This is a genomic window from Planococcus sp. TJ-307 (assembly GCF_058268435.1).
In genome coordinates this window covers 163,975-182,538 of sequence record NZ_JBZDOJ010000005.1, presented here as the reverse complement: position 1 = coordinate 182,538, position 18,564 = coordinate 163,975, and the positions used below count along the sequence as shown (strand labels likewise).

General features: G+C 43.9%; 19 protein-coding genes and 1 riboswitch. Of the genes, 1 reads left to right on the top strand and 18 read right to left on the bottom strand.

Features of this window, described 5'->3' with window-relative positions; genetic code table 11:
• Positions 1 to 36: 36 nt before the first annotated feature.
• The 6 genes from AC4EHK_RS16930 to AC4EHK_RS16905 all read right to left on the bottom strand — a co-directional run bounded on the left by AC4EHK_RS16930 (position 37) and on the right by AC4EHK_RS16905 (position 6,878).
• A complete protein-coding gene (locus AC4EHK_RS16930; RefSeq protein WP_490979938.1) occupies positions 37 to 168 on the bottom strand; it encodes a MetS family NSS transporter small subunit in 132 nt (43 codons plus the stop codon).
• Positions 169 to 183: 15 nt separating this feature from the next.
• Positions 184 to 1,704, bottom strand: coding sequence for a sodium-dependent transporter (locus AC4EHK_RS16925; protein WP_490979937.1), 1,521 nt, complete (start codon positions 1,702 to 1,704; stop codon positions 184 to 186).
• 193 nt (positions 1,705 to 1,897) lie between these two features.
• Positions 1,898 to 3,472 carry a Na+/H+ antiporter NhaC family protein gene (locus AC4EHK_RS16920; RefSeq protein ID WP_490979936.1) on the bottom strand — a complete coding sequence of 525 codons (1,575 nt, stop codon included), beginning with the start codon at positions 3,470 to 3,472 and terminating at the stop codon, positions 1,898 to 1,900.
• 109 nt (positions 3,473 to 3,581) lie between these two features.
• Positions 3,582 to 3,763, bottom strand: a riboswitch (Lysine riboswitch).
• 71 nt (positions 3,764 to 3,834) lie between these two features.
• Complete coding sequence (locus AC4EHK_RS16915) at positions 3,835 to 5,178, bottom strand: bifunctional metallophosphatase/5'-nucleotidase (RefSeq protein WP_490979935.1); 1,344 nt, start codon at positions 5,176 to 5,178, stop codon at positions 3,835 to 3,837.
• 12 nt (positions 5,179 to 5,190) lie between these two features.
• The gene (locus AC4EHK_RS16910) at positions 5,191 to 6,018 is read right to left on the bottom strand and encodes a sulfite exporter TauE/SafE family protein (RefSeq protein ID WP_490979934.1); all 828 of its coding nucleotides are present in this window, start codon (positions 6,016 to 6,018) and stop codon (positions 5,191 to 5,193) included.
• Positions 6,018 to 6,878, bottom strand: coding sequence for a DUF72 domain-containing protein (locus tag AC4EHK_RS16905; protein WP_490979933.1), 861 nt, complete (start codon positions 6,876 to 6,878; stop codon positions 6,018 to 6,020). The genes AC4EHK_RS16910 and AC4EHK_RS16905 overlap by 1 nt, the downstream gene beginning before the upstream one ends.
• 175 nt (positions 6,879 to 7,053) lie before the next feature.
• Here AC4EHK_RS16905 and AC4EHK_RS16900 point away from each other — a divergent pair, with 175 nt between their 5' ends.
• On the top strand, positions 7,054 to 7,737 hold the full coding sequence (locus AC4EHK_RS16900; protein WP_490979932.1) for a DNA alkylation repair protein: 684 nt from the start codon (positions 7,054 to 7,056) through the stop codon (positions 7,735 to 7,737).
• A gap of 31 nt (positions 7,738 to 7,768) precedes the next feature.
• On the opposite strand, the gene AC4EHK_RS16895 is transcribed toward AC4EHK_RS16900, so the two are convergent.
• The 12 genes from AC4EHK_RS16895 to AC4EHK_RS16840 form a co-directional block, all read right to left on the bottom strand.
• Complete coding sequence (locus tag AC4EHK_RS16895) at positions 7,769 to 7,981, bottom strand: hypothetical protein (RefSeq protein WP_490979931.1); 213 nt, start codon at positions 7,979 to 7,981, stop codon at positions 7,769 to 7,771.
• A gap of 163 nt (positions 7,982 to 8,144) precedes the next feature.
• Complete coding sequence (gene sufB, locus AC4EHK_RS16890) at positions 8,145 to 9,542, bottom strand: Fe-S cluster assembly protein SufB (protein WP_490979930.1); 1,398 nt, start codon at positions 9,540 to 9,542, stop codon at positions 8,145 to 8,147.
• A 20-nt stretch (positions 9,543 to 9,562) separates the two neighbouring features.
• Positions 9,563 to 10,003, bottom strand: coding sequence for a Fe-S cluster assembly sulfur transfer protein SufU (sufU, locus tag AC4EHK_RS16885; RefSeq protein WP_308788304.1), 441 nt, complete (start codon positions 10,001 to 10,003; stop codon positions 9,563 to 9,565).
• A complete protein-coding gene (locus tag AC4EHK_RS16880) occupies positions 9,993 to 11,222 on the bottom strand; it encodes a cysteine desulfurase (RefSeq protein ID WP_490979929.1) in 1,230 nt (409 codons plus the stop codon). The genes sufU and AC4EHK_RS16880 overlap by 11 nt, the downstream gene beginning before the upstream one ends.
• Entirely contained in the window at positions 11,222 to 12,526 is a 1,305-nt protein-coding gene (gene sufD, locus AC4EHK_RS16875; RefSeq protein ID WP_490979928.1) for a Fe-S cluster assembly protein SufD, read from the bottom strand. The genes AC4EHK_RS16880 and sufD overlap by 1 nt, the downstream gene beginning before the upstream one ends.
• Before the next feature lie 18 nt (positions 12,527 to 12,544).
• Entirely contained in the window at positions 12,545 to 13,327 is a 783-nt protein-coding gene (gene sufC, locus AC4EHK_RS16870; RefSeq protein WP_185960089.1) for a Fe-S cluster assembly ATPase SufC, read from the bottom strand.
• Positions 13,328 to 13,592: 265 nt separating this feature from the next.
• On the bottom strand, positions 13,593 to 13,748 hold the full coding sequence (locus tag AC4EHK_RS16865; protein ID WP_185960086.1) for a YuzK family famiily protein: 156 nt from the start codon (positions 13,746 to 13,748) through the stop codon (positions 13,593 to 13,595).
• Between the two features lie 256 nt (positions 13,749 to 14,004).
• On the bottom strand, positions 14,005 to 14,535 hold the full coding sequence (locus AC4EHK_RS16860) for a hypothetical protein (protein ID WP_490979927.1): 531 nt from the start codon (positions 14,533 to 14,535) through the stop codon (positions 14,005 to 14,007).
• 100 nt (positions 14,536 to 14,635) lie between these two features.
• The gene (locus AC4EHK_RS16855; RefSeq protein ID WP_490979926.1) at positions 14,636 to 15,808 is read right to left on the bottom strand and encodes a dicarboxylate/amino acid:cation symporter; all 1,173 of its coding nucleotides are present in this window, start codon (positions 15,806 to 15,808) and stop codon (positions 14,636 to 14,638) included.
• Positions 15,809 to 15,963: 155 nt separating this feature from the next.
• Positions 15,964 to 16,779, bottom strand: a complete 816-nt coding sequence (locus AC4EHK_RS16850; protein ID WP_490979925.1) for a MetQ/NlpA family ABC transporter substrate-binding protein — start codon at positions 16,777 to 16,779, stop codon at positions 15,964 to 15,966.
• A 50-nt stretch (positions 16,780 to 16,829) separates the two neighbouring features.
• Positions 16,830 to 17,498, bottom strand: a complete 669-nt coding sequence (locus AC4EHK_RS16845) for a methionine ABC transporter permease (protein WP_490979924.1) — start codon at positions 17,496 to 17,498, stop codon at positions 16,830 to 16,832.
• Positions 17,491 to 18,516 (bottom strand): methionine ABC transporter ATP-binding protein, encoded by a 1,026-nt coding sequence (locus AC4EHK_RS16840; protein ID WP_490979923.1) that lies wholly within the window; start codon positions 18,514 to 18,516, stop codon positions 17,491 to 17,493. Before AC4EHK_RS16840 ends, AC4EHK_RS16845 begins: the two co-directional genes overlap by 8 nt.
• Positions 18,517 to 18,564 lie beyond the last annotated feature (48 nt).

Genomic DNA, 18,564 nt, shown 5'->3' with positions numbered 1-18,564 from the left:
AAAGGCCCGGAAACTTATCGTTTCCGGGCCTGTCAATTATACGTTGTTTGCAGCGTCTCTTGCTTTGTTCTTTTTGCTGCTAGTGACCGCGTGAATGATGCTGGCAGCCAAGCCGCCCCAGATAATTACCACGCCGATAATCATCACGACAATAGAACTTACTGTCATATGAAGCTCCCCCTTTTAATTGCGCTCGTCATATTCTCCCTGATCTTTATGCCATTTTCCGATAGAGAATAGAATTCCGAAAATAATTGCAGCAGCTGCGACTGCTACACCACCTGACAAGGTAAACATGTTGGAATACCCTTCGTAGTTTCCAGTTTCAGTGTCAAACTCTTGCAGGATGTTCAGTTTCAACAGTCCAAACATCATGTAACCCAAAACGATTGGTGTGATGATGCCTAAACTGAATTTCCACCATGCACCCAAATGAATATCCGAGATTTCGTTGGCATGGCCTTTGAGCAGATCCGCTTTGCGGAATACCCAAACTACCAAGACAACTTCCACTAAACCGACTGCTGCAACACCGAATTGGTTGATAAAGTAATCTGCCAAATCCAGGAAGTACAAACCGCCCTGGGTCGCGAATAAAATTGAAATCAATGCAGCAAGACCACCGCCGAAAAGAACCGATTTTACGCGTGAAATCCCAAACTTCTCTGAGAATCCAGCAACATACGTTTCAGTGATGGAAATCAACGATGTTAATCCAGCCAGTGTTAAGGACAGGAAGAACATGAACCCGAATAACCCATTAAAGCCGGGGAATTCATTGATGATTTGCGGGAATACCACAAATGCCAACCCAACGCCTGCTGTTGCTACTTCACTTACGGCTACTCCCTGCTGGGATGCCATGAATCCAAGTGCGGCGAAAATACCAATACCAGCCAGCAACTCGAAACTCGAGTTGGCAAACCCAGTAATAAATGCGTTATTGGTAATATCCGATTTTTTCGGCAAGTAACTCGAGTACGTGATCATGATTGCGAATGCTACAGACAAACTGAAGAATATATGCCCGTAAGCTGCAACCCATACCGATGGATCGAGGATGGCATCAAAATCCGGCTGGAAAAACGCCTCTAACCCTACCAATGCTCCGTCCAATGTTACTGCGCGAACAACGACTGCGAAGAAAATAATTACCAAAGTCGGAATGAAAATCCGGTTGGCCATTTCAATGCCTTTTTTAACCCCTGCCAGCAAGATCCCTAACGTGATGATCCATACTAAAGCAAGTGGGATAAATACGCCCCATACAATTCCACCAGTTTGTCCTGGTTGAACTGTCAACTGCAAAAAGTCATTGAATAAGAAGTCCTGCGTATCTGTGCCCCATGCCTGGTTGAAAGAAAATATAGTATAGCGCATTGCCCAGGCGATGATAACGGCATAGTACACAGATATGATGAAGGACACGAATACGGCCCACCATCCAAGCCATTCTAATTTTTTGCCGCCCATTCTAAAGAACGATAACGGTGCAGAGCCGCGATATTTATGCCCAATCGTAAATTCCAGTATTAAGATTGGAATTCCTGCAGTTAATAATGCGAACAGGTATGGTATGAAGAATGCACCTCCACCATTTTCATACGCAACATATGGAAAACGCCAAATGTTACCCAAACCTACCGCAGAGCCGACAGCTGCCATAATAAAACCGGCACGTGTACCCCATTGCGAACGTTCCATTTCTCTTCCCCCTTTGTATCCCATTTTATTTACATAAAAATAGGAATTTTGTTTGTTTTCAGATTATTAATTAATCTAAAAATAGTATACCGAGAGGGTCTCACAAAGTAAAGATGAAATCGCAATATATTTCAAAAAAACTATTGCCGCAAAAGTAAATAGGCAGAGAATTAGCTTCTCTGCCCACTTTCTATTATGCATTTTGTTGTTTTTCAATAATAGTTGTACGTTGTGACCAGACAATGAAAAGTATAGCAAGAACCGCTAGGACGACGCCTAGGGAGATCCACAATGAACCGGTAAACCCTATGACAATATACCCTATCGCAGCAATTCCGGCTGCTGTCAACGCATATGGAATTTGCGTTAAGACATGATCCATATGGTTGCTCCCAGCTCCTGTGGAAGACAAAATCGTCGTATCGGAAATCGGTGAACAATGATCTCCGAATACTGCTCCTGCCAATACAGCTGATAAAGCAGGCAGCAGCAAGGATGGATCCGCTTCGATCATAATGGTTCCTGCAATCGGCAACAGGATACCAAACGACCCCCACGATGTTCCGGTAGAAAATGCCATAATGCCCGCTAATACAAACAAGAGAACTGGCAAAACGGCTGTTGGTACATTGCCTTCAGAAACAACATTTGCCAAGTAAGCTCCTGTTTCCAATGATCCGATCAAAGAAGTCAGCGACCAAGCAAAAATCAAAATCATTACAGCACCCATCATGGATTTGATGCCTGCCCATATGCCTTTGCCAATCCATCCAGCATTGGCTGTTTTGTTTTTATTGATTTGAAGTGCGTAAAGAACAATGGAGGTCAGTGCACCTAAAACACCACCTACAAGCAGTGAAGCCGGTACATCGGTGTTTTCAAAAATTAACCAGATATCGAAGATTTGTCCGGCATTTTGGAAGCCGGTCCAAATCATCGCACCTACCGTTCCAACGATCAACAGCAAGATTGGAAGCAGCAAGTCTCGAACACGTCCATGTGAATGTGAAGGAAACTCTTCTTTCATTTCACCTGGAATTGTTTTATCCGGATCGAAAAGCTGTCCTTTCGAAATTGCCAACACTTCGTGTTTTTTCATTTCACCAAAGTCGACGTCGCGAACAGCGACAAAAAAGACGATGGCCAGTGAAGCAACCACATAAAAGTTCATTGGCGCCATCCATAAGAAAGCTTCCAATGCAGAATACTCAACAAAAGTCTGGCCAGCCAGGATCGTGGCAATGATCCCGATAATGGCAGCACCCCAGCTTGATACAGGCGATACCACACAAACAGGCGCAGCTGTCGAATCAATAAAGTAAGCAAGTTTAGCACGTGAAACTTTGTAGCGGTCAGTGATTGGGCGTGCTACTTGCCCAACTGTCAAAGCATTGAAATAATCATCGATGAAGATGACTATTCCCAGGGCCACTGTCAGAACTTTAGCACCCCGTCGTGACTTGATGCGTGTCGAAGCCCATTCAGCGAAAGCATGGCTGCCCCCTGACAGGCTGACGAATGCTGTAATAACGCCCAGCAATAAAAGAAAAAGAATGATAAAGACGTTGTAGGCATTAAAGCCGCCATCCCAAAAAATAATTGTAAATGATGCCACAAGCTCCTGCAAGGCTTCGATTGGTGCGAACCATGTCAGAATAACAGCTGCTGCGACAATACCGGTGCCCAATGACAACAACACACGGCGCGTTAACAGCACCATGACAATTGCGATAATCGGCGGCAAAATCGAGAAAATCGTGTTCTCCATAAAAACTCCTCCTTATTTTTTGATGGGTGAAAATGAGAAAAAAAAAGGCCGACCTCTCCAGTTGGATAAGTCAGCCTTCTACAATTCGTCTGTGCGTTAAAACGTCAAACAACCCTGTAGCTCTCCACTCAAACTTTCGCTTGAATGACAGTGACATTCTTTTTCAGAATGACCCCAATCCATTTCCCGTGACTACAGGAAATGGATTTCGGCAAAACTTCCTTTCAGATACGTTCAACGCAGTCAAACTCGCGCATCCTACTGATCAGTCTTGCAGCCTCTACCCACCATTATTTATTTCCTTAATAGCATAGCCCAAACTCTTTACAAAATCAACTGCCCGTAAACTCTGAACATTCCTTCTACTTCAACGCTTTGGTGTGGAAATACTGGCTGAAAACATCCCGTAAAAAATCGGGCATAAAGTATGTTTTAGGAGCTCGTTTCAGACTTGGGAAGAAGTAGCCAAACGTCAACATATCCAGTGTCACTAAGCGATACGTTTGGTCGTGCACCGCTAATTGTCCATTCACGTAAAACCGGTGATCGATGAGCTCCATATTCAAATGCAGCATCTTGCCAAACACGACGCCGCGGAATCCCATGCCTTTCAATTCCAGCTGCGGCCAATCCGAGTTTAAGGACTGCAAGTAAATTTCTTTTAACTCCGCACCGCTTAGTTCGACCATGCATGGATTGATTGGGTGAGGAAGCATTTTGTGAAAGTCATAGCGCGTCAAGTCCCCTTCAGGCATGTCTTCCATGAAGATTCCGGCATTGAACAGAGCGCAATCAGCTCCAGCAAATTCCAGCAGTGCATGACCGAAAAGTGTCCCCAGTTCTGAGTCCTTAAACCATTCGGCTTTTAAAAATTGGGGACTGTGGAACACCAGCTCACCCATTTGTTTTTTTCCTTCTTCAATCAAAAACTCATCAAATCCTGCTTCCGTTTCCTGCAGGCGGGAAGTTTCGATTAACCGGGCAGAGGATTTTTCAAAGGCTTGCTCCACTGTAATATGGCCAATATAAAACCCGAATTTCCCGGCAGCTCCCAATAGCGTATCCCCTTGCCATTTTCCATCATGGAATGTGTGATGGGTATGCGCGCCCAAAACAATATTGATTTGCGGACATAGATCCACTAAAAGCTCATCTTCCTTGATGCCCAGATGCGATAGGCAGACGATCAAGTCTGTCTCATCTTTTATTTCCTCCACTGCTTGAATGATTGATTGTTTAGCATCCGTAATTTGCCACCCAAGCTTCCGATAAAACGGGGTAAACTCAGCAGTTGCTCCTACCAGTCCAATGCGCATTCCATTTTTCGCTTGGATAATATGATAAGGCTTCGCCCAAATCGGTCGGTTGCCGTCCAAATCGAATAAATTTGACACCACCACTTCAAAGTCAGCCTGGACATACAACTCATCCAGTTCTTCTTTTGACAGCGTGATGCCTTCATTATTGCCGATGGTGACTGCATCGTATTCGGCTTCATTTAACAGGAGTACGTTTCCTTTGCCGGCAGTGCCTTCGGTATAAGGATGCGACCGGTCAGCATGGTCACCAATATCTAAAATCAGACAGACATCCCCTTCTTCTTCGTGCCACCTTTTGCGCTCGGCTAAAAAAGACTTGATGCGCGGCCAATTCGCAAAATGGCTATGCAAATCGTTGGTATGATAAATATGGATTGTATGATTCATGAAAACACCTCTTTAAGAACTGAATATTCCTTCGTAAATTGATCGCAGCCCCAGTACCAGAAGCACAATGCGCAAAATCACCACCAACATTTCTGAATCGAGGCGTTTGTTTAATTTGGCTCCAATTTTTGCTCCGAGATATGCACCTGGCACAACCGCGATTGTATAAATCCAAGGTACATGCCCTAAAGCAATATGGGTTGCTGAGTTGACAAGTGCCGACAAAAAAACCATAAACATCGACGTGCCAATGGCCACATGCGGCGGAAACAAAAATAAAAGAATCATTGCAGGAACAATAATTGATCCCCCGCCAATGCCAAAAAGTCCCGACGCAAAGCCTACAAAAAATGTCAGCAGCAAGGCAAACCAAATGGGGTAGCCGTAGATGTATTGTCGATCCTGTGTGTCTGTGAACGTCGTTTTTCGTCCGTTGTCAACAAACCAGTGGACAGCTTTCAAATGATCACGCGTCATTAACAACAAGGATAGGAAGACGAGAAGAATGCCAAAATACAGGTTGAATGAAGGCAAGTCTAAATTTTTATTGACAAAAGCGCCGATCACGGTTCCCGGCGCACTGCCTGCGAAGAAAATAAGAGCACTTTTGTAATCCACTGTCCGAACTTTCATATAAGCCAAAGTGGAAGAAAGGCCAATAAAAACCATCATAATGACGGACAAGCCAACTATTTTCTGAGGAGAGAGTTCGGGGAAAAAGGCAAAGCTGGTGCCCAAAAACAACAAGGCCGGCACCAATATAACTCCTCCTCCAAGCCCTATCAAAGCGCCAACGATTCCGGAAACGACTCCGACAAGCGCCATGACTAAGAAAACCATTAAAATCCACCTTCAAACAAATCCAATTGTTTTGGTGAAAGTCCATCAAATGATAATCCATTCATTTTCTGAAACTCTTTTGCATCCCCTGCTGCATGGCCACCTGAATTATTATTAAAGATAACATAGACCTTGTCAGTAGTGTCAGCCAACGTCTTGACGGCACGGCTGATTTCCCCGAGCTCTTCTTTATTGTAATCATAAAGATAGCGGACTTCCCGCCAGTTTTGTCCGTGTCCAGGATTCAGCCAGCCATGAACGTTTCGCCCGTGAATGCGCAGCAGCACTTTGTCTTTTCTCGAAGAGATGGGAACCAATGGAATCGAGCCATCCCCCGCCTGCGGTTCATCACAAACTGAATGGATTAAGTTGTTGTCCCGAAGAAAATCCACCGTTTTGTCGCTCATATTGCCGGCGTACCAGGATTGATGGCGAAACTCTACTGCCAAGTCAAACTCGGTCAGTCGTCCGGTAATTTCCCGAATTTGGTCGACATTGTCCTTTTGACAATCAAACCATGGTGGAAACTGCAGCAGCACCATCGCAAGCTTTCCCTCTTCTTTCAAGGGACGCACCGATTTACAGAACGCATCAAACATCTCGTCGCGCGACTCAAATGGATTTTCGCCACGCAGGTGCCCCGTCATTCCTTGATAAGCTTTTACCACAAACTGAAAGTTTCCTGGCGTTTCCGAAATCCACTTGCGGATATTGCGTTCAGGCTGGACTGCATAAAATGAGGAATCCAATTCGACAATTGGAAAATGTGCGCCATAATCAATCAACTTTTCTGTTTTTTTTGAGCCTGGGCTATAGACATCCGGATGGTCTCCCCAACCCGTCAATCCTACGTAAATCATTGTCCCGCCTCCATTTATCGTTATTATTTTATGATAGCATAGAAAAAATAGAACGTCTTTTTTAAAGAGATATCCTTCAAGGGAATTGAGATTTTAAAGAGCATCAGTCCAATGATGTCATGCCAGCGTCTTTTGACTATGCTACACTTTTATAAGGCAAGGAGATGAGACAATCATGAAGAAAACGTGGAATCATATAGGGATTGTTGAGAAATTCGAAGCAAATCGCAACGAGGAGTTGGCTGGGCCGATGTCCGCTTATATGCGGAACCAGTTTGACTTTCTGGGCATCAAAACGCCGTTGCGGAATGCATTGCTAAAAGAACAGTTTTCGGAGTATCAACTTCCCGAACCAAACCAGTTAACAAATGAAGTATGGAAACTGTATAACTTGGCCGAACGGGAATACCAGTATGCAGCAATTGCTTTATTGGAAAAGATGAAGAACCAATTAACCATGGAAGATTTGCCTTTTCTTCGTAAACTCATTGAAAGCAAGTCTTGGTGGGACAGTGTCGATTCCATTGCTCCACGAACTCTTGGACACGTTATTTTAAAAGAGCGGAGTGCCGGAACAGAAGCCATGTTTGCCTGGTCTGAGGCCCCTAACATGTGGACGAACCGCGCAGCTATTCTTCATCAATTAAAATACAAGCAACAGACAGATACTGACGCATTGGCCCGCATTCTTTTGCAGCACGCTGCCTCTCCAGAGTTTTTCATCCAAAAGTCTATTGGTTGGGCACTGCGTGAATACGCCAAGACGGATGCCCAGTGGGTCGTATCTTTTGTATCAGATCACGCATTAATGCCGCTTAGTAAGCGAGAAGCACTGAAACACATCAAAAATCCCCTCTAGCATCGGTTGGCGAGGCTAAAGGGGATTTCACTTATCCAATTGATTTTTTGATTGTATAAAACAAGCCGCCGAGACCTTTGCCACTGCTAAAGATGGATTTGGCCGATTCCATCAATTCTTTCTTTTCAGTCTCATCAATTTTTCCATCTTCGTAAGCGAGTTTGGCTTGCTCAAATACTTCTTTTGCTTGCCCCAGATCTGCATTGCTGAGCTTTTGTTTTAACGCATCAAATGTTTGGCTCATATCAATTATACCTCCCCAAATTTTTCTTTTAAGCTTCTATACCCCCTGATTGGGACGTAAAACAGCATAACTTACCGTACGTGTCATTATGTTTGCCGCAAGAAAAATCCACACAAATAACCCTTGGCATGAAACACCATGCCAAGGGTTATTTACAATTCTATTAACCGATAGAGCCTTCCATTTCGAACTTGATTAAACGGTTCATTTCCACCGCATATTCCATTGGAAGTTCTTTCGTGAACGGCTCAATAAAGCCCATTACGATCATTTCTGTTGCTTCTTGTTCTGAAACGCCACGGCTCATCAAGTAGAACAATTGCTCTTCCGATACTTTTGAAACTTTCGCTTCATGCTCCAAAGAAACGTTATCGTTTAAGATCTCGTTGTATGGAATTGTATCCGAAGTTGATTGGTTGTCCATGATCAGCGTGTCACATTCAATGTTTGAACGTGCGCCGTCTGCTTTGCGTCCAAAATGAACCATCCCGCGGTATGAAACTTTACCGCCTTGTTTCGAAATGGATTTTGAAACAATAGATGAAGACGTGTTTGGAGCCAAGTGAATCATTTTTGCTCCAGCATCCTGGTGTTGGCCTTTGCCGGCAATTGCGATTGACAAGGTCATGCCGCGTGCGCCTTCGCCTTTTAGGTAAACAGCTGGGTATTTCATAGTCACTTTTGAACCGATATTGCCATCAATCCATTCCATTGTGCCGTTAGCGTCAACAAATGCACGCTTCGTTACAAGGTTAAAGACGTTGTTTGCCCAGTTTTGAATCGTTGTATAACGGCAATAAGCATCTTTTTTCACGATAATTTCCACAACAGCTGAGTGAAGTGAATTTGTCGTGTAAACAGGAGCTGTACAGCCTTCTACATAGTGAACGCTTGCACCTTCATCAACGATGATCAACGTACGCTCAAACTGGCCCATGTTCTCTGAGTTGATGCGGAAGTAAGCCTGAAGCGGTGATTCTACTTTAATGCCTTTAGGCACATAGATGAATGATCCACCAGACCAAACCGCGGTGTTCAACGCAGCAAATTTATTGTCAGCTGCCGGAATAACCGACTGCCAATGTTCTTTGAAAAGGTCTTCGTTTTCACGAAGTGCAGCACCAGTATCTTTAAAAACGATCCCCATGTCTTCCAATTCAACTTTCATGTTGTGGTAAACCACTTCAGATTCGTATTGAGCTGATACACCAGCCAAATACTTTTGCTCTGCTTCTGGAATCCCTAACTTGTCGAATGTGCGTTTGATTTCTTCAGGAACTTCATCCCATGAAGTTTGGCTCGCTTCTGATGGTTTTACGTAATACGTAATCTCATCAAAGTTTAGCGAACTTAAATCGCCGCCCCATTGTGGCATCGGCATTGAATAAAACAACTTCAATGCTTTTAGACGGGAATTCAACATCCATTCCGGTTCTTCTTTGATTTTCGAAATTTCTCTTACAATTCCTTCAGTCAGGCCACGCTTCGATCTGAAAACTGAAACATCCTTGTCGTGGAACCCATATTTATAATCACCGATTTCTGGCATTTGTTTCGCCATTGTCGTTCCTCCGTTCTCTGTTACGATTTTTCTTCGTTTTGTACGCCTTTTTCCATGGCTTTCCATGCTAAAGTCGCACATTTGATACGGGCTGGAAACTGAGAAACGCCTTGCAATGCTTCGATATCGCCAAGGTCGATCGAATCATCGTAATCCTTGCCGAGCATCATATCTGAAAAGATGCCGGAAAGCTTTAATGCCGTATCAATTTCCTGACCCTTGACGGCCTGTGTCATCATCGACGCAGAAGCCATTGAAATCGAACATCCTTCACCGTCAAACTTCGCATCTTTGACAATGCCGTCTTCGACCTGCAAAGTCAAGTGGATGCGGTCTCCACAGGTCGGGTTGTTCATCTCGATATTGACGCTATTGTCTTCAATCGTCCCTTTGTTGCGGGGCGTTTTATAATGATCCATAATGACACGTCGGTATAGTTGGTCTAAGTTATTAGAAGACATCGTTAAAATACTCCTTTGCCGAACGCAATCCTTCCACTAAGCGGTCAACATCTGACTCGCTGTTGTATAAGTAGAAGCTTGCGCGTGCTGTAGCTGAAACTTCCAGCCATTTCATCAAAGGCTGAGCGCAATGGTGACCTGCACGAACCGCAATGCCGCTCATATCGAGGACCGTTGCGACGTCGTGAGGGTGGACATCATTCAAGTTGAACGTTACGATCCCAGCCCGCTGCTGCGGATCAGCCGGACCGTAAATTTCCAATCCTTCAATGCTGCTCATTTTTTCCATTGCATAAGCAGCCATTTGATGTTCGTGCTTTTCGATTTCATTCAAGCCGATTTCGTTTAGAAAATCGATTGCTGCGCCTAACCCGACAGCGCCTGCAATGATCGGTGTGCCGCCTTCAAACTTCCAAGGCAGCTCTTTCCATGTCGAATCGTACAATCCGACAAAGTCGATCATTTCTCCGCCAAACTCCACCGGTTCCATATTATTCAGCAATTCTTTTTTGCCATAAAGCACGCCAATTCCAGTAGGACCACACATTTTATGCCCCGAAAAGGCAAAGAAATCACAGTCCAATTGTTGAACATCTATTTTCAAGTGAGGCGCTGCCTGAGCACCGTCCACCACCATCACCGCTCCATTTTCATGGGCGATCTGTGCAACTTCTTTGACCGGATTCATCGTGCCAAGAACGTTCGAGACATAAACCATTGAAACAATTTTTGTCCGTTCCGTTACGGCTGCGCGAACCTGCTCCAAAGAAATTGTGCCGTCTTTTTCCAGCTCGACATATTTCAAAATGGCACCGCGTTCTTTTGCTAATTGCTGCCATGGAATAATGTTGGAATGGTGTTCCATATAAGTAATAACAATTTCATCGCCTTCATCTACATTGGCTCTGCCGTAGCTTTGCGCAACCAGGTTGATGGCTGTTGTCGTTCCCCGCAGGAAGATGGTTTCTTCTGTTGAATTGGCATTAATGAATTTACGGACTTTTTCACGTGCGCCTTCGTATTTTTCAGTCGCACGATTGCCGAGCGTATGAACGCCGCGATGCACATTGGAATTATCCAGCTTGTAATAATTCGATAACGCTTCAATTACTTGAACGGGTTTTTGTGAAGTGGCAGCACTATCCAGATAAACAAGTGGATGGCCATTTATTTCTTGATCCAGGATCGGAAAATAGCTTTTTATCTCTTGGTTGATCATTAGCGGACTTTCCTTTCGATAACCTCCGTCAATTGCTTTTTAACGCCTTCGATTGGCAATACACGAACAACCGGTGCCAAGAAACCGTGAATAACAAGACGTTCAGCTTCCTGTTTTGTGATGCCGCGGCTCATCAAGTAATACAATTGCAGCGGATCTACGCGTCCGACTGATGCAGCATGTCCTGCTGTTACATCGTCTTCGTCAATTAGGAGAATCGGGTTGGCGTCTCCACGCGCTCTTTCGCTTAACATTAAGACACGTGATTCCTGTACAGCATTTGATCTTGTAGCACCGTGTTCAATTTTGCCGATGCCGTTGAAAATAGCTGAGGCTGAATCTTTCATCACGCCGTGCTTCAAAATGAAACCTTCAGAATCTTTGCCCCAATGAACAACTTGAGTCGTAAAGTTTTGTTTTTGCGATCCGCGTCCAACTACTACACTCTTCGTATCGCCGTATGAATTATCGCCGATTAGGTTAGTGGTGTTTTCGGAAATCGTGTCGCTGTCGTTCATCATACCTAAGGCCCATTCAATGCGTGCATCACGAGCAGCTACACCGCGACGGTTTACATACGTAATGAAGCCTTCTGCTAATGTATCTACTGCGCCGTACGTAATTTGTGCATTATCTTCAGCAAACACTTCAGAAACAATATTCGCTAATCCATTTGCATGCGGTACAGTTGAGAAGTAGTTTTCGACATACGTTACTTTACTGCTTGTGTCTGCAACCACGATGACATGGTTGAACAAAGAAGCTTCGGCATCATCATGATAAAACACTACTTGTACAGGTTCTTCCACGACAACATTTTTAGGAACATATAAGAATGCTCCGCCGTTCATCAATGCTGCATTTAAGGCTGTCAATTTATGCTCATTTGTTTTCACGCCGTTGGTCATAAAGTATTTTTTGACCAAATCGCCATGTTCACGAAGCGCTGTGAAAATATCTGTCAAAATAACGCCTTGAGCTGCAAGTTCATCAGAAATCCGTGAAAATGCTGGCGTATTATTATGCTGGATATAAAGATTTTTTTGTTCTAAATCTACAATAGACTTAACATCTTCCGTCAAATCTTCAATAGAATCAAAAACTGAACTTTGTACTGTATGTGCTGGGAACTCCGTGAAGTTCCAGCTAAGAATTTTGGTTTTGTCTGGTTTTGGCAGCGGCAAAGTTTGCGCTTCACCAAACGAACGAAGACGAAGCTCAGTAAACCATGAAGGTTCACCATTCATTTCTGAAAAAGAGCGCACGTCCTGCTCGGTCATTTTTAAATTTGTTTCAACCGTCATGCTAGTCTCTCCCTTCAATTATGCTTGTCCTACCGTCTCGTCTTCAATGCCAAGTTCTACTTTGATCCAGTCATAGCCTTCAGATTCAAGTTTATGGGAAAGTTCTTCCCCGCCTGATTTCACAACGCGTCCTTGCATCATGACATGTACATGATCCGGTGTGATGTAGTTCAGCAAACGCTGGTAGTGAGTAATAATCAAGCAGCCAAAGTTTTCGCTTCTCATTTGGTTGATGCCTTCTGAAACAACTTTCAATGCATCAATATCCAACCCGGAGTCAATTTCATCCAAGATGGCGATTTTTGGTTGAATCATCATCAACTGAAGAATTTCATTGCGTTTCTTTTCCCCGCCTGAGAAACCTTCGTTCAAATAGCGCTGTGCCATTTCTTGTTCCATATCCAGAACTTCCATTTTTTTATCCAATTCGCGGATGAATTTCATCAATGAAATTTCGTCGCCTTCTTCACGTCGTGCGTTCATTGCAGAACGCATAAAGTCAGCATTGGTTACACCAGAAATTTCGCTTGGGTATTGCATGCCAAGGAAAAGGCCAGCGCGTGCGCGTTCGTCAACTTCCATTTCCAGAACGTCTTCGCCGTCCAATGTGATAGAACCTTGAGTGACTTCATATTTAGGATGGCCCATGATAGCTGATGCTAATGTAGATTTCCCAGTACCGTTAGGCCCCATGATTGCATGTATTTCACCTGTATTAATTGTTAAGTCTACACCCTTTAAAATCTCTTTGTCTTCGATTTTAACGTGTAAATCTTTAATGACTAAAGTTGACATGTAAATACCTCCATAAAGTTAATTGTTGAATGGCAAACCATTCTTAATTAGTATCATTCTAATCTTAACCGATATCCACCCTACTGGCAAATCATTAAACTGTCTGCAAAGCTGTGGGAAATCATTTCAGAATACTGGATTTCTCACTTGTTTATTAAAATGCGGTATGATAACTGTCATATATTTTTATTTTCAATAAAAGAAGCCTAATTGAGAATTTATATCAATAAAAAAACCAACATCTATAGATGCTGGTTTGCTTTTTATATGATTAGTCTCGGTGAATCTGCCGTTCGATTTGGCTGGCTACTTTTTGGCCTAGCTGATAATCCTGCTCACGGCGCTGTTCGACTTCCAGTATTTTGTCAGGGTCATTTTGATACTCGTCAATTCCGAAACCATGTGCGTTTCTGAATGCCTGTTCCATTTTCTCCGTCTTTTCAATACCTTGCGAATCGATAATGAACCATTCCTTTCAATCTGTTGGTTTTAAGAATACCTTTATTAGTATACCCCGAAAAATATCAAATAAACACTCCAATAGTCTAATTAATCTGAAAACAGAACTTTTGTCTTATATTCTGTCTTCATCGAAATTTCCTTTTTGCATGCTTCTACTAAACTTTTAAAAGTATAGTAAAAATTGAAAGCCCTGGCGATTTCTCGCCAGGGCTCCGCTTTATTTATTGTGAGACTTCATTGTAAATGCTTGATGCCGCTAAGTCTTGCTCAACAAGCAATTCATTTAACATATCGTCTGCTTCTAGGAATTTTTCGTTAGCTGCTTCAAATGATGCATCTTTCGTCAATTCTTCCGCTTTCATTTCGTAAGATTCATGCATTGCAGTAAATGCGGATTCGATCGATTCTTTGTGCTCCTCTAATGCTGCAGGAATTTCAATTGTTTCTACTGCACTAGCTGCTTCTTCAGCAGAAGCGATGGCTGCGTCTTTCATGGTCTGCAATTCGTCGCCTTCTGGCAATGTTTCTTCTGCCTGGCTCATTTCGAATGCATTCAAGTCACCATCTACAGCATTGATCGTATTCGGAATGGACATGTAAAATTTCATCAATTCCTGCTTTACATCTTGGTTGCCTTCCGAAGTTTCAGCACCTGCTGTTTCTTCTGCCGGTTCTGTTGTCGTCGCTTCTTCTTCTCCGCAAGCCGTCAATAAAACTGCTGCTGATAAACCAATTGCCCATAATTTCTTCATGATGTTTTCCCCCTACTGTGTAATATCTTTGCTATAGTAGCACAGAAATTACCAATAGAATAGACCTTTTGAAATAGTTGTAATTGGTCGAATCAATCAATTATTCCAAACTTTTCCGGCCATTTGTGAAACGGTCGACAATATGCGCTAAAGCTCCGTCACCCGTGACGTTTGCTGCAGTACCGAAGCTGTCCTGTGCCATGTAAAGGGCAATCATCAAGGCAACCATTGTGGCATCAAACCCAAGCATAACTTCCAGTAAACCAATCGCTGCCATAACCGCACCGCCTGGAACTCCGGGTGCAGCGATCATTGTTACACCCAGCATTAAAATGAACGGGAAGAAATCGCCAAAGGTCGGGACTCCGCCTGTCAACAATACTACACCTATCGCACATGATACCAGGGTGATGGTACTGCCGGATAGATGAATGGTTGCAAACAAAGGAACGGTAAAGTCTGCCACCCGTTCATTAACTCCCGATTTACGGGATTGGCGCAAAGTGACCGGAATGGTTGCTGCAGAAGACTGCGTACCAAGTGCCGTGAAATATGCCGGCATCATCGTTTTTAAGATTCCAAAAGGATTTTTCCCTTTTAATGCGCCAGCTGATGAATACTGAAGCAACAGCATGGTCCAGTGAAGGATCAAAATCATTAAAAAGACAATTGCGAACAACGATAAGATTTCAAATACTGCCCCGCCATAGGCCATATTGGCAAAAATACCAAAGATGTGGAACGGCAACAAAGGAATAATCACGTAAGAAATCGTCTTCTCAATAATTGCTTGGAATTCATCAAAAAATGAGGTCATGGTCTTGCTTCCTGTCGATGCCATGCCGATGCCGAGCAAGAACGCCAGGATCAATGCTGACATAACGCCAAAAACAGGTGGCATATCAAGGGCAATAAATGTCGCTGCTAATGCATGCTCCGGATCTTCCAAGCTGCTTAAAGAGCCTTCCCGCATAACATTGGGCAAAACCGTGGTTGCTGCAAAAAACGCTAAAATCCCCGCTGTTACGGTAGATGCATAGGCAACCCCGGTGGCTACACCCAAAAGCTTGCCTGAACCTTTGCCCAATTTTGCAATTCCCGGAGCAATAAAGCCGAGAATAATCAACGGTACAATAAAGTTTAGAAAGTTACCAAAAATCGTGGTAAACGTTGCGAATACCCGCACCATCCATTCTGGCGCAACCAATCCAATGAGAACCCCCAACACAATTGCCACGACAATACGTGGCAGCAAACTAAAATTGAATTTCATCAAAATGTCCTCCTCATATGAACAAATGCTTATTTTATATTATTCAAAAGTAGCACAGACCTTTTAAGAATGACAGCCATATAGGAAAACGCGAAATATTGTTATTATTTAAACAAAATAAAAAAGCATCCGCTGAAGGATGCTTTTTTACAGGATTATTCGACTGGTACGACTGAGCCGCCCCATTCTTCCAAAATGAAATCTTTAATTTCTTGTGAAGTTAACACTTCCACTAATGCTTCAATGTTTTCGTTTTCTTCATCGCCAGCGCGCACTGCAATAATGTTGGCATATGGAGAATCTGAAGACTCAAGTGCAATGGAATCTTCCATTGGGCTAATGCCTGCATCAATTGCATAGTTCGAGTTGATTAGAACTGCATCGCCTTCACCTGCTTCATACATTTGAACCAACAATGCCGCTTCGTAGTTGGCATCAAATTGAAGATCTTTCGGGTTTTCAACAACGTCGCTTACTTCAGCAGCTGTTTTTTCTACACCTTCAGCCAATGTAATCAAGCCTTCAGCTTCAAGCATAGAAAGAATGCGGCCGTGATCAGCAACCGAGTTGCTCATCAAAATCGTTCCACCTTCAGGCAGTTCATCAAGTGAAGCGTGATCCTGAGAGTAAACACCGATTGGCTCGATGTGAATGCTGCCTGCGTTTTCAAATTCGTAGCCATGATCCGCTACTTGCGACTCTAGGTAAGGAATGTGTTGGAAATAGTTGGCGTCGATTTCACCAGACTCTAAATCTTCATTTGGCAGGATGTAATCCTGGTATGTTTCAATTTCAAGTTCAATGCCCTGCTCTTCTAGAATCGGTTGTGCCTGTTCTAAAATTTCAGCGTGGGGCACGTTCGAAGCGCCAACGCGCAATGTGCTCGATTCTTCTTCTTCGCTTGCCCCGCCATTTCCGCATCCTGCGAGTACTAAAGCTGTTAGTGCTGTTCCTGCTACAAATTTCTTCATCTGACTCTCTCCCTTTTCATGTGTTTTTATATAGTACGGAAAATCCGCTGCTATCGTTTGTCTGACTTAGTTGTCACCCAATCACCTATAAATTGAATAACGAAGACGATGATCAAAATTAAGATCGTTGCCATTAACGTGACATCTTCCCGGCTGCGCTGGAACCCGTCCAAGAAAGCCAAAGTCCCAAGGCCGCCTGCGCCAATGATGCCAGCCATTGCCGTGTAACCGACTAATGCAATGGCCGTCACCGTGATTCCGGAAATTAAAGCCGGTTTCGATTCAGGCAACAGGACTTTCCAAATGATGGTGCCGGTTGTCGCGCCCATAGAACGGGCAGCTTCGATGACCCCTTTATCAATTTCTTTCAAGGCAATCAGCACCATGCGTGCATAAAATGGAGCTGATCCGATGATCAATGCCGGCAATGCAGCGTTGGGTCCACGAATAGAGCCCATCAAGAATAACGTAAACGGAATCAATAAGATAATCAGGATGATAAAGGGAATCGAGCGGAAAATATTCACGAATGCCCCTGTCAGCCAGTTGACGACTTTGTTTGCCCATAATTGCTTTGGCGCTGTCAAAAACAGCAAAATACCAAGAGCCAATCCAATAACAAATGTAAATACTGTGGACAATGCCGTCATGTAAAGTGTTTCAATAGTGGCTTCCCACATATTGTCCCAATCGACGTTCGGGAATAATGATTCAATCATTGTGCATCACCTCCGCTTGGACATCTTCTAACCGAAGGAATGCCAGTGCTTCTTCAATTTCTGCTGCTGAACCTTTCAATTGCAGGATCAACGTTCCATATGCCCCGCGCTGTGTGTGCGAGATATTGCCTTGAACAATGTTGACTTCCACTGCATGGCTGCGGATCAACTTTGTCAGAATCGGCTGTTCAGTTTGGTCTCCAACAAAGACCAATTTTACCAACTCGCCTGTCGGATACAATTCCCGAAGATTTTTGATGGTTTCGTGCGAATCACCGGAATCGGTAACCTGTGCCACAAAACGTTTCGTGATTTCTTCTTTCGGCGATTGGAAAACATTCAGAACATCGCCAAGTTCAACCACCCGGCCGCCTTCCATGACCGCCACACGATGGCAAATCTTGCGGATTACATGCATTTCATGAGTGATTAACACAATGGTCAAACCCAATCGTTTGTTGATGTCCACCAGCAGATCCAGGATGGCATCGGTTGTTTCTGGATCGAGTGCAGATGTTGCTTCGTCACACAACAAGACTTCCGGATCATTCGCCAGTGCCCGGGCAATGCCGACGCGCTGTTTCTGTCCGCCTGAAAGTTCCGATGGATACGCGTTTTCACGGCCAGTCAATCCAACCAGTTCGATCAACTCTTGAACTCGGTTGCCCCGCTGTGCTTTTGCCACTCCGGCAATCTCGAGCGGGAACTCGATATTCTCTCTTACTGTTCGAGACCATAACAAGTTGAAATGCTGGAAAATCATGCTGACTTTTTGGCGGGCCTTGCGCAATTCTCCACCTTTAATCGCTGTGATCGTCTGCCCGTTAATTTCGACTGTTCCTGAAGTTGGTTTTTCCAAACCGTTCAACAACCGGATCAACGTACTTTTACCAGCTCCGCTGTACCCGATAATGCCGAAGATTTCACCATCGGAAATGGATAAATCGACTCCGTCAACAGCTGTAAGAACTGCTTTGCCTGTATCGAATTTTTTCGTTACTTTTTTTAACTCAATCATCTCTTGAACACCCCTAGATTCTAAAAATAAAAAACCCTTCCGCGCAGA